This is a genomic window from Bacillus sp. FSL W8-1127, assembly GCF_038006725.1.
Lineage (GTDB): Bacteria > Bacillota > Bacilli > Bacillales > DSM-4216 > Bacillus_O > Bacillus_O smithii.
Genome location: NZ_JBBOVU010000001.1, coordinates 2,473,471 through 2,489,189, shown reverse-complemented (window position 1 = coordinate 2,489,189; position 15,719 = coordinate 2,473,471). Strand labels below are relative to the sequence as shown.

11 protein-coding genes and 1 other annotated feature are annotated in these 15,719 nt (G+C 42.5%); of the genes, 9 read left to right on the top strand and 2 right to left on the bottom strand.

Features of this window, described 5'->3' with window-relative positions:
* Positions 1–2 precede the first annotated feature (2 nt).
* The 7 genes from ccsA to ysxE all read left to right on the top strand — a co-directional run bounded on the left by ccsA (position 3) and on the right by ysxE (position 8,377).
* Complete coding sequence (ccsA, locus tag NST12_RS11745; protein ID WP_003355544.1) at positions 3–839, top strand: cytochrome c biogenesis protein CcsA; 837 nt, start codon at positions 3–5, stop codon at positions 837–839.
* A gap of 15 nt (positions 840–854) precedes the next feature.
* Positions 855–1,775 (top strand): hydroxymethylbilane synthase, encoded by a 921-nt coding sequence (gene hemC / locus NST12_RS11740; protein WP_341101323.1) that lies wholly within the window; start codon positions 855–857, stop codon positions 1,773–1,775.
* 5 nt (positions 1,776–1,780) lie between these two features.
* The gene (locus tag NST12_RS11735) at positions 1,781–2,572 is read left to right on the top strand and encodes a uroporphyrinogen-III synthase (RefSeq protein WP_341101321.1); all 792 of its coding nucleotides are present in this window, start codon (positions 1,781–1,783) and stop codon (positions 2,570–2,572) included.
* A 1-nt stretch (position 2,573) separates the two neighbouring features.
* Complete coding sequence (gene hemB, locus NST12_RS11730) at positions 2,574–3,560, top strand: porphobilinogen synthase (RefSeq protein WP_003355541.1); 987 nt, start codon at positions 2,574–2,576, stop codon at positions 3,558–3,560.
* 21 nt (positions 3,561–3,581) lie between these two features.
* Positions 3,582–4,871, top strand: coding sequence for a glutamate-1-semialdehyde 2,1-aminomutase (hemL, locus tag NST12_RS11725; protein ID WP_048623778.1), 1,290 nt, complete (start codon positions 3,582–3,584; stop codon positions 4,869–4,871).
* A gap of 1,273 nt (positions 4,872–6,144) precedes the next feature.
* A complete protein-coding gene (locus tag NST12_RS11720) occupies positions 6,145–7,311 on the top strand; it encodes a LysM peptidoglycan-binding domain-containing protein (protein WP_341101319.1) in 1,167 nt (388 codons plus the stop codon).
* Between the two features lie 49 nt (positions 7,312–7,360).
* Complete coding sequence (gene ysxE, locus NST12_RS11715) at positions 7,361–8,377, top strand: spore coat protein YsxE (RefSeq protein WP_341101317.1); 1,017 nt, start codon at positions 7,361–7,363, stop codon at positions 8,375–8,377.
* A 153-nt stretch (positions 8,378–8,530) separates the two neighbouring features.
* Here ysxE and NST12_RS11710 read toward each other — a convergent pair whose 3' ends face one another.
* Together NST12_RS11710 and NST12_RS11705 are read right to left on the bottom strand one after the other, a co-directional pair.
* A complete protein-coding gene (locus NST12_RS11710) occupies positions 8,531–8,722 on the bottom strand; it encodes a hypothetical protein (RefSeq protein WP_040341825.1) in 192 nt (63 codons plus the stop codon).
* Between the two features lie 175 nt (positions 8,723–8,897).
* On the bottom strand, positions 8,898–10,187 hold the full coding sequence (locus NST12_RS11705; RefSeq protein WP_341030043.1) for a dicarboxylate/amino acid:cation symporter: 1,290 nt from the start codon (positions 10,185–10,187) through the stop codon (positions 8,898–8,900).
* A 314-nt stretch (positions 10,188–10,501) separates the two neighbouring features.
* Positions 10,502–10,722 (top strand) — a binding site (T-box leader).
* Between the two features lie 64 nt (positions 10,723–10,786).
* On the opposite strand from NST12_RS11705, the gene NST12_RS11700 reads away from it, so the two are divergent.
* Entirely contained in the window at positions 10,787–13,411 is a 2,625-nt protein-coding gene (locus NST12_RS11700) for a valine--tRNA ligase (protein ID WP_445662347.1), read from the top strand.
* Positions 13,412–13,576: 165 nt separating this feature from the next.
* The gene (locus NST12_RS11695) at positions 13,577–14,869 is read left to right on the top strand and encodes a bifunctional folylpolyglutamate synthase/dihydrofolate synthase (RefSeq protein ID WP_341101313.1); all 1,293 of its coding nucleotides are present in this window, start codon (positions 13,577–13,579) and stop codon (positions 14,867–14,869) included.
* The last annotated feature ends 850 nt before the right edge of the window (positions 14,870–15,719 follow it).

Below are 15,719 nucleotides of genomic sequence, written 5' to 3'. Positions count from 1 at the left end.
TTATGGCTTTTGTACACGGTATGACAAGATTGCATGAACTCATGATTCTATTGTATGCGGTCAGTATTTTGCTCTACTTCATTGATTTTCTTCATCGAAATCGGAAGGCGAATTCGTTCGCCTTCTGGACTTTAGCGATTGTTTGGGTGCTTCAAACAATTTTTTTGTTTCTTTATATGTTCAAGACAGGAAGGTTTCCGGTCCTGACCATTTTTGAAGGGCTTTATTTTTATGCATGGGTGTTGATCACATTTTCATTATTGATCAATCGGTTTTTACGAATGGATTTTTTGGTGTTTTTCACCAATATACTTGGATTTGCCATTATGGCGATTCATACATTTGCGCCTATGCAAATGCAATCGGACGCTATGGCAGAAAGATTAGTCTCTGAGCTTTTGCTGATTCATATTATAATGGCGCTGCTTTCTTACGGGGCTTTTTCGCTGTCCTTTATTTTTTCGTTGTTATATTTGCTGGAGTATCGGCTTTTGAAAGAAAAAAAGTGGAGTCAGTGGTTGTGGCGGATTGGCGATTTGACGAAGCTTGAGCAGCTGTCCTATATATTAAATGCAATTGGCGTGCCAATGCTGCTATTGTCGTTGATTTTAGGGCTGCAATGGAAATTCACAAAACTCCCTAATGTGGAATGGTATGATCCAAAAATTATCAGTTCTTTTATTTTATTGATTGTTTACAGCATGTTCCTTTACTTTAAAGTTCGGAAAAACAAGCAGGGAAAAGCGCTCGCTTTATTCAATACAGCTGCGTTTCTCATTGTGCTTATCAACTTCTTTTTAGTTAGCCGCTTATCGGCATTTCATTTTTGGTATATGTGATTGAAGGAGGCCGTTATGAGAAAAATTATCGTAGGGTCGCGTAGAAGCAAATTGGCGCTGACACAAACCAAATGGGTCATTCAACAATTAAAAAGGCTAAATCCTTCCTATGAATTTGAAATAAAAGAGATCGTGACAAAAGGCGATAAGATTCTTGACGTTACCTTATCCAAAGTGGGCGGGAAAGGATTGTTTGTCAAAGAGATCGAGCAGGCCATGCTGAACAAAGAAATTGACATGGCTGTACATAGCATGAAAGATATGCCTGCATATTTGCCAGAAGGGCTTACGATCGGCTGTATTCCTGAACGGGAAGATCACCGTGATGTCTTGATTTCTAAAGACGGGCTCACGATGGACCAATTGCCGGCTGGGGCGAAAATTGGGACAAGCAGTTTGCGGCGCGGAGCTCAAATCTTGGCGCATAGACCGGATGTGAAAATTCAATGGATCCGCGGAAATATTGACACACGTCTAAAAAAACTGGAAACCGACGACTATGATGCGATTGTTTTGGCCGCTGCCGGCTTGTCGCGCATGGGCTGGACAAAAGATGTCGTGACACAATTTTTAGATCCGGATATTTGCCTTCCGGCTGTTGGACAAGGGGCGCTAGCCGTTGAATGCCGGAAAGACGATGAAGAGCTTTTGTCCCTTCTCCAAGGATTAAACAGTACCGATACCGCCCAATCAGTCGCTGCTGAACGAGCTTTTCTTCAAAAAATGGACGGCGGATGCCAAGTGCCGATTGCCGGCTACGCTCATGTAAAAGGAGAAGAAGTAGTATTGACTGCACTTGTTGCCTCACCAGATGGGAAAACCGTTTACAAAGAAATGGCGGTAGGAAGAAATCCCGAACAAGTGGGGGAAGAAGTAGCTCGTCGCATGATTCGAATGGGAGCCAAACAGCTGATTGATCAGCTTGCTGGGGAGTGAGCTTTATGGGAGGGAGTCTTCCATTAGCCGGAAAGCAAATTTTGATTACCCGCGGCCAAAAGCAAGCAGCTGGTTTTGCTGCCGAAATTGAACAGCTTGGCGGTATTCCCCACGTTGTACCGTTAATCGCGTTTCAACCTGTTCACGATCAAAGGGAAGAAGAATTTTTGCGAATGCTCGAGATGTTTGACTGGGTGATTTTCACAAGTAAAAACGGTGTGGATTTCTTTTTTCAAATTCTGTCGGAAAGAGCCGTTAACCCGCAAAAAAGCCTATTAGCCAAATTTGCCGTGGTAGGGGCAAAAACAGAACAAGCTTTAAATAAACATAGCTTTCATGCGGATTTTGTTCCCGACCGGTATACGGCAGATGAGTTTGTCCGCTGCATTCAAAACGGACGTTTTCGTGCGGAACGCGCGCTCATACCAAAAGGAAATTTATCCAAAGAATCTATCGCAAGAGCGTTGCGGTCAACTGGTGCGTCTGCGGAAGAATGGATAGTCTATGAAACGATTTTCCCAAAAGAATCGGAAGAGAAGCTCGTTTCATTGTTGAATCACGATATTTTGGATGTCGCATGTTTTACAAGTCCATCGACCGTTCGCCATTTTATGAGAGTAGTAGAAGAGCATCAATTAAAACGACACTTAACACGGATTTTGTTTGCCAGCATTGGTCCGGTCACCAGTAAAGAGCTTAGGCAATACCGTCTTCCTGTGCATATTTGTCCAGGTGAGTATACGATGGATGCCTTGCTGGCAGAAATTTGCGCTTTTTACCAAAAGGAGGAGACATAATATGGAACTGCAATTTAAACGTCATCGCCGTCTTCGTCAATCGTCGAATATGCGTGCTTTAGTGCGTGAAAATTTCGTTCGAAAAGAAGACTTAATTTATCCAATCTTTGCGGTTGAAGGAGTCAATATAAAAAACGAAGTGAAATCGATGCCTGGTGTTTACCAATATTCCATCGATCGTCTAAAAGAAGAAATGGATGAAATTGTGGAATTAGGGATTAAATCGGTGATCGTTTTTGGTGTACCGAAAGAAAAAGACGAAGTGGGATCAGGGGCCTACCATGACCATGGCATCGTTCAGGAAGCGATTCGCTATATTAAAAGCCATTACCCGGACATCGTCGTAGTGGCGGACACTTGTTTATGCGAATACACAAGCCACGGCCATTGCGGCGTTGTAGAAGGCAGTCAAATATTAAATGATCCGTCTCTTGATTTATTGGCCAAAACAGCAATAAGCCAAGCAAAAGCAGGGGCGGACATTATCGCTCCTTCCAATATGATGGATGGATTTGTGGCGGCTATCCGCAAAGGTCTGGATGAATCAGGATTTGAATATGTGCCGATTATGTCTTATGCGGTGAAATATTCCTCCAGTTTCTACGGACCTTTTCGCGATGCTGCCGATTCTACTCCGCAGTTTGGCGACCGCAAAACTTATCAAATGGATCCGGCCAATCGTCGTGAAGCGCTTCGGGAAGCGGAGTCAGATATTGAAGAAGGCGCAGACTTTTTAATTGTGAAGCCTGCGATGTCTTATTTGGATATTGTGAGAGACGTCCGTAACAGCTTTAATGTGCCGATTGTCGCTTATAATGTCAGCGGTGAGTATTCGATGGTCAAAGCGGCCGCTCAAAACGGATGGATCGATGAAAAAGCCATTGTGATGGAAAAATTAACGAGCATGAAACGTGCAGGTGCCGATCTCATCATTACTTATTTTGCAAAAGATGTCTGCCGTTACCTTCAAGAGGATTCTGTTTTGTAATTAAGAAAATGGGGGATAAACATGCGTTCTTACGAAAAGTCCAAACAAGCTTATAAAGATGCCGTTAAACTCATGCCCGGTGGAGTCAACAGTCCGGTCCGTGCTTTTAGATCGGTCAATATGGATCCGATCTTCATGGAGCGGGGAAAAGGCTCCAAAATCTATGACATTGATGGAAATGAATATATTGATTACGTTCTTTCCTGGGGTCCGCTTATTTTAGGACATGCAAACGATCAAGTGATTGAAGCCATTAAGAAAACGGCCGAAAATGGAACGAGCTTTGGTGCGCCTACGATTATGGAAAATAAATTGGCAAAACTCGTTCAAGAACGAGTTCCATCTATAGAGATCGTTCGGATGGTGTCTTCCGGTACGGAAGCCACGATGAGCGCGCTGCGGCTGGCAAGGGGATATACGGGACGAAATAAAATTGTAAAATTTGAAGGATCGTACCATGGACACGGCGATTCTTTGCTGATCAAAGCGGGTTCAGGAGTGGCTACTCTCGGGCTTCCTGACAGTCCGGGAGTGCCTAAAGGAGTAGCTGAAAATACGATTGCTGTCCCTTATAACGATCTGGAAGCTGTTAAGCAAGCTTTTGAAAAATACGGTGAGGACATCGCTTGCGTGATCGTGGAGCCGGTGGCAGGGAACATGGGCGTTGTTCCGCCGGTTCCAGGATTTTTGGAAGGGCTGCGGAAAGTGACGAAGGAATACGGATCGCTTTTGATTTTTGATGAAGTGATGACAGGTTTCCGTGTTGATTACCATTGTGCTCAAGGATATTTCGGAATAACGCCGGATCTCACTTGCTTAGGAAAAGTCATTGGAGGCGGACTGCCTGTTGGCGCTTTCGGTGGACGAGCGGACATAATGGAGAAAGTAGCACCGAGCGGCCCGATTTACCAAGCCGGAACACTTTCCGGAAATCCTCTTGCGATGACAGCAGGATATGAAACCCTTCGTCAGCTTACTCCTGATCTTTACAAAGAATTTGTCCGTAAAGCAGACCGGCTGGAAGAAGGCATTCACGCAGCGGCTGAAAAATACGAAATTCCGCATACTATCAATCGTGCCGGTTCGATGATTGGTTTGTTCTTTACGAACGAAAAGGTGATCAACTATGAAACAGCGAGAACATCTGATTTAGAGCTGTTCGCCAGCTATTATCGGGAAATGGCCAATGAAGGGATCTTTCTGCCTCCTTCTCAATTTGAAGGAATTTTCCTATCGGCTGCCCATACGGACGAAGACATTGAAAAAACGATTGCTGCTGCTGAAAAAGCGTTCAAAAAGATTAGAGGATAACGCGCTTGGGCAGAGAGAGCGACAATCAAGCTTTGCTAAATGAACCGCAATATGGTTCAAATGCTCGTTAAAGGATGCAAGTTAAGATTGTTTCAAATAAAAATTATTATGGGGTGGCCTAAAAGCCCCCTTTTAAAAACAAGAAAACCCGACGAGATGATATCATTCTTGTCGGGTTTGTTTATGTGCGCCCGGCATGTACATGAACTATAGGGTGTAAGTCCCGAACCCCGAAGACAGAAGTAGAGGTTAGCCAAGAGCAAGGGTGTCCGTGGTGACGCGGAATCTGAAGGAAGCTGGAGGCAAAACACCGGTCCGAGGAACACGAACCTCATATAAGGCTAGGTATGATTGAGTGAGTTTGCATAACAAAACAAAGCTCTTTCTGTCGAAGGTCATATCGAGTAAATGAGGCGGATAGATGGTGTGAAAGTGCATGTACTTACCCGGGGAGGTCTGGCGGATATGTGAAGTACTCTTCATAACCTACTTAGTGATAAGTAGCTGAACCGTCAGAAGTCAGCAGAGGTCATAGTATTAGTTGGTCTAGAACAACTAAGAAGGACCGAACAATTAAGAGAGAATAGCCCTTGGTATTCAGTGAGTCATGATGAACACAGAAAACGTAGTACCTCACTTGAGGGAGGAAGCGGTGAATCCCGTGGGAGACCTCTTGGAGGGTGGAGTGACCACTGGCATAAAGAGAACAGCTATTCACGGAAGTTATAAAGACTTGCGTCAATTATCTTAATTGAACCGCCGTATACGGAACCGTACGTACGGTGGTGTGAGAGGACGGGAGTTAATCGCTCCCTCCTACTCGATTTCTAGGAGTTCTTTTTGAAGGAGTCTTGTTTCAGAAAGTGTCTGGGTGATGGCAACCGCCAGAATTCGATGTTCACTTTTACCGGCACTGGCAATGAAAATTTGCGGATCGTCCGCGGAGGGCAAGTGAATTTTGCGATCATCAACGCTGCCTAATACATGAAAAAAGCGGTGTTCCCGGAATATTTTACTGAATTTGGGCAGTTTATTTCCTTCTTTGATAAAAAATCAATTATTACGCAAATAAACATATTCCAGAAAACTTGAGCATAGATTGAAAATAAAGCGAATCTTGAGAGCAGCGGGTCTTTGTTTTAGGGCTGATGAAAAATCGGCTACTGGATGGAAAACTTCGATGACGTACTTGAGCAGAATCAAAGGATACCGGATTTTTGCTGATAGTAAGTTCTTTTATAAAACAGTTTGAACTTGGAAAGGAGGAATCCGTTTGGTACAGAATGATCAATCAAGTTTGCGATTTTCTTTGGAAGAAACGCTTTGGTTTCGAAAGGGACAGGAAGTAGAGGAATTGATATCCATTTCTTTGGATCCCGAGATTGTAGTTGAAGAACAAGAACATTTCGTTGTCATTCGAGGGCAGTTAAGGCTGTCGGGTGAATATCTTTCCGTAGAAGAAGCAATCGAAGAGGAAGATCAGTTAACCAACGGGAAGTATGTTCAAGAAGTGAGGGTGGACGACGAAGGAGGGATGGAGTTTTTCCACGGCTTCCCCATTGATATATCGATTCCAAAAAGCAGGGTGCATTCATTGGAAGATATTGAAGTAAGCATTGAAACGTTCGATTATGAAATACCGGAAAAATCTTGCTTAAAGCTGACAGTGGATTTAACGATTGACGGTACAGTCGCAAGACAGACAGATAACGAGACGTTCTCATTGGAAGAAGAAATAGAAGAAGTGGAGGTGTTTCCTCGGGAACGGCATCAAGATATATTAGAAGAGGAAAAGAACGAACAGGAAAGAATTTACCCGCTTTTTTCGGAACAAGATGCAGAACTAGAGGAAGAAGAAGGAACGTTTTATGCTGAAGCAAAAAGAAAGGAAAAAACAGAAGACTTTCCAGAGGAGGAAGAAGAAGCTTCTATAGGAGAAAGGTTTTCGGAAGAGGAAGAATGGAAAGAACTGAAAAATCAATCAGGAGAGGCGCCACGTAAAGAGCAAGCTGATCGAAAGGAAGGGTATTCCGAGAAAGAACCAGCATTTTTTGATTCGGAAGAAGAAAACATATTCATTGAAAATGCAGCCGAATACAAAGGTGAAACGTCTCATCAAAGTGAAGCGGAGGAAAACGAATCGACGGAAGAAGAGGATTCGAAAGAACAAGAAGAGGAAAAGCCTAAACAAAAGATTTTCAAAAAGAAAAAGCATTATGAATCCATATCGCTCAAAGAATTTTTTGCCAGGAAGGATGAAGAGAAGCCTGCAAAATTAAAAGTTTGCATTGTCCAAAATGGTGAAACGATTGACCAAATTGCGGAGCGGTATGAAGTAAGCGTTCAACAAATTATAAAGGAAAATCAGTTAGAAACGACACAAAGTGTCTCCGGTGGTCAAGTTCTGTATATTCCGGAATCCAAAACGGCAAAACATTAGACGTCGAGCAGGTTTATTCCTGCTCGCTTCTTTTAAAGCAGGTGAAGGTATGGAGGATATGCAAGCGATACTTCAAAACTATGGATTATCTCTGACCTTCTATGAGCTTTTTGGGAAAGTGGCGAAGGTCCATACCGATAAAGGAGTGTTCGCCGTCAAAAGAATTCCAGCAAACGAGGGGATGGAATTTATCCGCTCGCTTCAACTTCTGTTTCAAAAAGGCTATCATCGCCTCATTCCGATTTATCCGACATTGGATGGACGCTACGGGGTTCTTCATGGCCATCATCTTTATTATTTAATGCCCTGGCTAACCGGCAATGAAAAGGAAGGGAGAAGCCAACGCCATCAGCAAATGTTCCGTGAGCTCGCAAGACTCCACACTTTGTCCACACGGGAAATACCGGTGGATCAGGAGGAAAGAAAGCAGCACTTTGAAAGAATGAAAGCAGAGTGGGAGAAACAGGAAGAATTTTTAGAACAATGGATCACAAGCTGTGAACAAGAAATTTATATGTCGCCTTTTCAACTGTTATCCAGTTTGTACTATATTCAAATTTTGCAAGCTCTTCAATTCTCAAAAGAAAAGTTGGAAGAGTGGTATGAAGCGTCAAAAGAAAATAAAACGGTGCGTACGGTGATCATACACGGAAAACTGTCGCCGGAACATTTTCTTTATAATGAAGACGGACTAGGTTATTTCTCCAACTTTGAACGTTCACAAACGGCCCTTCCGATTCGGGATCTTCTTCCGTTCTTATCCCGGACCCTAAAAACGTATCCAACAAAGCACGACGAATGTTTGGAATGGATTATGACTTATTTTGCCTATTTTCCGTTGAAAGAAGATGAAATGTCGTTATTTCTTAGTTATTTATCTTACCCCGGACAAATTTTATCGACTCTGGAAAAGTATTCGGAAACCGATGTGAATAAGGATGAAAAACAGTTTGTCCGCACTCTTCAACATGACTATTGGCAGCTTCGAAATGTAGAATATATCGTCATGCGGATATTGGAGAATGAACAAGCAAAAAAAGAAAAACAGGGAGGCAATTCTTCATAAAAAATGTAAAGTGGCATGAAACGGTGAGCTTTGCTGCGGTTGTTTGGAAGGAACTTTTTTCGTTTTGTTTCATGTGAGGATGGAAGTCTTTAACAACGGCTCCCCGCTTTTCGTTGGAATGGGCATAGCAGCCTTCTTTTAGAAATGAAGATTCTAAATCCATTCCCAATATAAGGCAATGGCAAGAAGGACAAATATTGAGAGTAAAATAACATCAAAAGTGGTCGGCAAAAAAATCGTCCGAATCGCTTGGAAAATGGTAAAGGGAATGATTAATTGCCGAGCAACTGCTCTTACGACTTGGAGCCATGGCGGCAAGAGGAGAGGATTATACTTTTTTCGCATACTGGACACCTTCCTGAGTAGTGTACTATATCCTATGTCAATCGGGATAATTGGTGAGGAAACAAAAAAAGCCGGCTTAAAGTTCAACACTCTTTCTACGAGCACTTATGATTCTTGTTAGAACCGATATGCTCCCTGTTGCAGAAAGATTGAACTTTTATGCCAGCTTTTTGTTTTATTTGGTTATAGACTGTTCTGAATTCGTCCCCCAATGTTTTTCCGTACTTACTACAGGATGAGTGGAGAAGCGATCAAATTCTTTTTCTGTTTTGGATATGACAACCGTTGCAACTGCATTTCCAATGATATTCGTAATGGCGCGCGCTTCTGACATAAATCGATCGACGCCGATTAACAATGCGATTCCTTCAACGGGTATCATCGGAAAAGCTGAAAGCGTCGCTGCGAGCGTAATAAAACCAGAGCCGGTCACCCCAGCTGCTCCTTTTGAGGTCAACATCAAAAGAGCAAGCAGCATAATTTGATGTCCGATGGTTAAATGAACCCCGTAAGCCTGGGCAATAAACATCGCTGCCATCGATAGATAGATGGCTGTTCCATCCAAATTAAAGGAGTAGCCGGTTGGAACGACAAGACCCACAACGGATTTAGAACAACCGAAATTTTCTAATTTTTTCATTAAAGTCGGTAAAGCGGATTCAGAAGAAGACGTACCTAAAACGAGCAGTAGTTCTTCTTTAATATAAGCGATAAATTTTAAAATATTAAATTTAAACAATTTGGCAATCAATCCGAGAATAATGAAAACAAATAGGAACATAGTTAAGTAGATGGAACCCATCAGTTTTCCAAGGTTGACAAGGGATCCGACTCCGAATTGTCCGATGGTGTAGGCCATGGCTCCAAATGCAGCAATCGGAGAAAATTTCATAATCATATTGACAATTTTAAAGAAAATATCTGTTAATTGTTCAAACAATTTGATGACAGGTGATACTTTTTCTCCCAAGGACGCTGCTGCGAGTCCAAATAAGACAGCAAAAAATAAAATAGGAAGTAAATCGCCTTTAGCCAACGCTCCTACAACGCTGTCCGGAATGATGCTGGAAATAAAATCAATAAAACCGTGCCCTGTTTCTTTTGCTTGTGATACATACTGGGAAATATCTTCGTGTTTAGCACCGGATAAATCAAAGCCTTTGCCTGGTTGGACGATATTGACGACGATCGTGCCGATCGCTAATGCTATAGTGCTGACGACTTCAAAATAAATAAGGGCCTTTCCGCCGATCCGTCCGACTTTTTTCATATCTCCCATGCCGCCGATTCCTGTGACAACGGTTAAGAAGATAATAGGCGCTATCAACATTTTAATTAATTTAATGAACCAATCAGCTAAAATTTTTAGCTTTGATGCAAATTCTGGAAATAGGATGCCGACAATGATTCCTAATAAAATTCCAATAATAACCCTTACGGTTAAATTATTGAAGTTGATCCTCACTTTGGTGTTCCCCCTTTTCGTGATCGCTTTCAAAATCTATTATATAACAGGTTTAAATCTTCGTCATTACTATATAATAATATTTTTTGCAAATTTTTATCGAAACGAAATATTCGAAAAATAGTTTAAACTTCTCAACTTCCGTTTTAATTTTTATATCGAAAAAGACAACAGCATTGTCTAAAAAACAGGAAAAATGGCGATAATCATTGACGAACTGGTAGCAAATTCGCTAATATAATGGTTGAAACAGAAGGAACGCTGTTATTGCGACAACGAAAAAAGATAAAAGCTGAATGATAATATAGTATCGATTAATGGCTTGGAAAGGGAGGAGTACGGTGATCACCGCTCTTTTAGAGAGGGAATCCATGGCTGAAAGATTCCTGAGCGGATTCATCGGAAGGTCGCCCTCGAGCTGCTTCTGTGAAACGATTTAGTAGCCGAAGCCGGGAAAACCCGTTATCCGAAAGAGTGCCGGATTTCGATCCGGAAAAAAGGTGGTACCACGAAGACAACTCCTTTCGTCCTTTTGGCGATGGGAGTTTTTTATTTTGAATTGAAAAGGAGGAAACGCTGTGGAGAATCACGATGTGAAGATGCCGCCAAAGTATGACCCGCGCGCTGTAGAAGCGGGAAGATACGAATGGTGGGTAAACGGTAAATTTTTTGAAGCAAAAGATGATCCAGAAAAACAACCTTATACGATTGTGATCCCGCCGCCCAATGTGACCGGAAAGCTTCATTTGGGGCATGCTTGGGATACTACTTTGCAAGACATTTTAACGCGTATGAAACGCATGCAAGGTTACGATGTCCTTTGGCTTCCGGGCATGGACCATGCAGGAATTGCTACGCAGGCAAAAGTGGAGCAAAAACTTCGGGAAGAAGGAAAGTCCCGCTACGATCTAGGCCGGGAAAAGTTTTTAGAGGAAGTTTGGAAATGGAAAAAAGAGTATGCCGATTTTATTCGTAAACAATGGGCTAAACTCGGCCTTGGCCTGGACTATAGCCGTGAACGTTTTACTCTCGATGAAGGACTTTCAAAAGCGGTTAGAAAAGTGTTCGTTTCTCTTTACCGCAAAGGGCTCATTTATCGCGGAGAGTACATCATCAACTGGGACCCGGTGACGAAAACAGCTTTGTCCGATATTGAAGTCGTCTATAAAGAAGTAAAAGGCGCTTTCTACCATATGAAATATCCGCTCAAAGACGGTTCTGGCTATATTGAAGTGGCGACTACCCGTCCGGAAACGATGCTGGGTGATACGGCGGTAGCTGTTCATCCGGATGATGAACGGTATAAGCATCTTATTGGCAAAACGGTGATTTTGCCGATCGTTGGCCGGGAAATCCCGATTATCGGCGATGAATATGTCGATATGGAATTTGGCTCCGGAGCCGTAAAAATTACGCCGGCGCACGATCCGAATGACTTTGAAGTGGGCAACCGCCATAATTTGGAACGGATATTAGTCATGAACGAAGACGGCACCATGAATGAGAATGCCCTTCAATATCAAGGAATGGATCGCTTTGAATGCCGTAAGCAGATTGTTAAAGACTTAAAGGAACAAGGTGTTCTTTTCAAAATTGAAGAACACATGCATTCAGTTGGGCATTCTGAACGAAGCGGCGCGGTTGTTGAACCATTTTTATCAACACAATGGTTCGTGAAAATGGAACCGTTGGCCAAAGCGGCTATTGAATGCCAAAAAGGAAAAGACAAAGTTCACTTTGTACCCGAACGATTTGAAAAAACGTACTTGCATTGGATGGAAAACATCCGCGATTGGTGCATTTCCCGTCAGCTATGGTGGGGCCATCGAATTCCGGCTTGGTATCATAAAGAAACCGGTGAAATTTACGTTGACATGGAACCGCCTAAAGATATTGAGAATTGGGAGCAGGATCCGGACGTTCTTGATACATGGTTCAGCTCGGCGCTTTGGCCATTTTCCACTATGGGTTGGCCGGATACAGAAGCATCGGATTACAAACGCTATTATCCGACTGATGCTCTTGTCACTGGGTATGATATCATTTTCTTCTGGGTCTCAAGAATGATTTTTCAAGGATTGGAATTTACTAGGAAACGGCCGTTTAAGGACGTTCTTATTCATGGACTTGTCCGTGATGCGGAAGGCCGAAAAATGAGCAAATCGCTTGGAAACGGGGTAGACCCGATGGATGTCATCGATCAATACGGGGCTGATTCACTCCGCTATTTCCTTGCAACGGGAAGTTCTCCGGGACAAGATTTGCGTTTCAGTATTGAAAAAATTGAGTCTGTCTGGAATTTTGCCAATAAAATTTGGAACGCTTCCCGATTTGCCATGATGAATATGAACGGGCTCACGTATGAAGAAATTGATTTAACCGGAGAGAAATCAGTGGCGGACAAATGGATTTTAACCCGCTTGAATGAAACCATCGAGCTTGTGACAAATCTTGCTGAACGCTATGAATTCGGGGAAGTCGGCCGAGTATTATATAATTTTATTTGGGATGACTTCTGCGACTGGTATATCGAAATGGCCAAATTGCCTCTTTATGGCGATGATGAAGCGTCCAAGAAAACGACTCGTTCCGTTTTGGCGTACGTATTGGATCAAACGATGCGGTTGCTGCATCCGTTCATGCCGTTTATTACCGAGGAAATATGGCAAAATCTTCCTCATAAGGGAGAGTCGATTACCGTTGCGAGCTGGCCGGTCGTTCGTCCGGAACTTTCTGATCCGGAAGCCGCTGATGAAATGAAGCTTCTGGTGGAAATCATTCGTTCTGTCCGTAATATCCGGGCGGAAGTGAATACGCCTCTTAGCAAGCCGATTAAAATGGTGGTACAAGCAAAAGATGAACATATTTTGTCCGTTCTGGAAAAAAACCGTGTGTATCTTGAACGTTTTTGCAATCCAGAAACGTTGACGATTGCAACGGACATAGAGGCTCCGGAAAAAGCGATGACGGCGGTTGTAACGGGAGCGGAAATTTTCTTGCCGCTTGAAGGCTTAATCAACTTGGAAGAAGAGATTGCCCGATTGAAAAAAGAATGGGAAAAATGGAATAAAGAAGTGGAAAGAGTACAGAAAAAACTCAGCAATGAAAACTTCGTGAAAAAGGCGCCTCAAAAAGTGGTTGAGGAAGAGCGTCAAAAAGAAAAAGACTATCTCGAAAAACGAAAAGCTGTCGAAGAAAGAATTAACGAATTACAAAATTTATAATAGCCAGCAGAATGTGCTTTCCGTAAAAGAAAAAGGACTGGAAAATGAGGAGGAATGGATTTGCTTCTGCAAAGCCATTATTCCCCCTTCCTTCCAGTCTTTTTTTGTATTCTTTTTTGAAATCGTTTTTCTCAAGTAGTATTGTAATAAAGGGGGGATTGAAAAATGATTCATACATACGAAGAAGCGTTAGAATGGATTCATGGAAGATTGAAGCTTGGAATAAAACCGGGTTTAAAGAGAATGGAATGGATGATGGAGAAGCTTGATCATCCGGAGCGCCGCTTGAAAGCCGTACATGTCGGAGGGACAAATGGCAAAGGGTCAACGGTTGAAATGATCCGCTCCATTTTGCAAGAAGCGGGCTATCATGTCGGAACTTTTACTTCCCCGTATATCGAACAATTTAACGAACGAATCAGCGTGAACGGCAAACCCATTAGCAATGAAGAGATTGTCCAGCTGACCAATGTGATTAAACCATTGGCGGAAGAACTGGAAAATACAGAATGGGGTGGTCCATCAGAATTTGAAGTCATTACGGCGATGGCTATTTATTATTTTGCCAAAATCCGCCCGGTTCCTCTAGTCATTTTTGAGGTGGGTATGGGAGGACGATTTGATTCCACCAACGTGATTATTCCGATATTGACGGTGATTACGAATATTGGAATGGACCATATGGAGTATTTGGGGGATACTGTTGAAAAAATTGCATTTGAAAAGGCAGGAATCATTAAAAACGGAATCCCTGTGATCACGGCGGTCCATCAAGAGGATGCTCTTGCTGTCATTCAAAATAAAAGCAAGAAAGGCCGTTCCAGCCTTTATCGATTGGGGAAAGAGTTCTCGGTCGAACATGTTGCTTCTGTTCCGGAGGGTGAAAAGATCAACCTCTCATCCGTTTTAGGAAGCTGGGACCATTTAATTGTCGGATTAAAAGGAGTCCATCAAGTCGAAAATGCTGCTCTTGCATTAATGGCGGCTTCCTACTTGAAAACGTTCTTTTCTTTCTTAATTGAAGAGGAGCATATTCGCGACGGATTAAAAAATGCGTTTTGGCCAGGAAGAATGGAAGTTTTGTCCGAGAAGCCTTTAGTCATGATGGACGGCGCTCATAATCCTGACGGGATCAAGGCGCTTACCGAAACGATAAGGCAGCGTTATTCGGAATATAAACTCACGATTCTTTTTGCGGCGCTGAAAACGAAAAAAATAGACGACATGGTGCGATCGCTTGAAGAAATCGCGGATGAACTTGTTTTTGCCACATTTGATTTTCCGAAAGCAGCCGGACAAGAAGAATTTTCAGGCTGCAACGGAACGTATATTGGAGAAGGGTGGCCGTCTTTCTTGAAGGAAAAAACAGCCTCTCTTCAAGAAAACGAAATGCTCATGATTACAGGCTCGCTGTATTTTCTTTCAGAAGTGAAAAAAGCATTCCAAAAAAACAAATAAAGTGACACTTCCATTCATGGAACATGAATGGTTAGTGGAACCAATCGGGCATTAGGGGCAGTTGTCCTCCAATTGGAGCTCTATTAGTCCTATATGTTCTGGAGAGGAAGGAACTTACTGCCCCTTCATGCGGGATAAAGTGACACTTCCATTCATGGAACATGAATGGTTAGTGGAACCAATCGGCATCAGGGACAGTTAGCTTTATTGAGAAGAGGTCTTACTGCCTTTTGCAGGAAAAACGATCAGGAAGACTCGTAGCGGGTCTTCTTTTTTTGCTCGAAATAGTTTTCTTGTTGTTGAATCAAAATTGTTATTCTCATATAAAAATCGACTGTCCGGGCGAAGGAGAAACTATTTTTTGATAGCTTTTTTATCCAACGATTATTCTACCATTCGACACGTATTTTCTTGATTAAAGATTTGTCGTCATAACGAGTCAATAAATCCATTTTGATGATAGCAAGGGAATCTACATATGCGGCCTTCCCGTGATGCAACAACTACCCTTCAAAATAACGTTTATAAGTCAATGGCGATGCCATAACTTAGAGACTTCATCAACTATACATAAGAAAAAATTTTTGCTTGCTATTGAAATAAAGTTTTGTAATGATCTTGAGAGAATGATTCGTGATCTTAACATTTTTGGCGGAAAATAAGGGACATTTCGAGTGGGCAAGCGAATATTTTAGAAAATTTACGACCGTTTTCTCATGCATGCCTTGCGAAAATAGAAAAGCAGTGAAAAAATTTGACGACAAACTGCCTTTAAAAGACGACAAAACTCTTGTTCTTTTTTTGATTGAGTGTGCTAGGATAAGGCAATAAGAATGCACGGGGAGGGCAG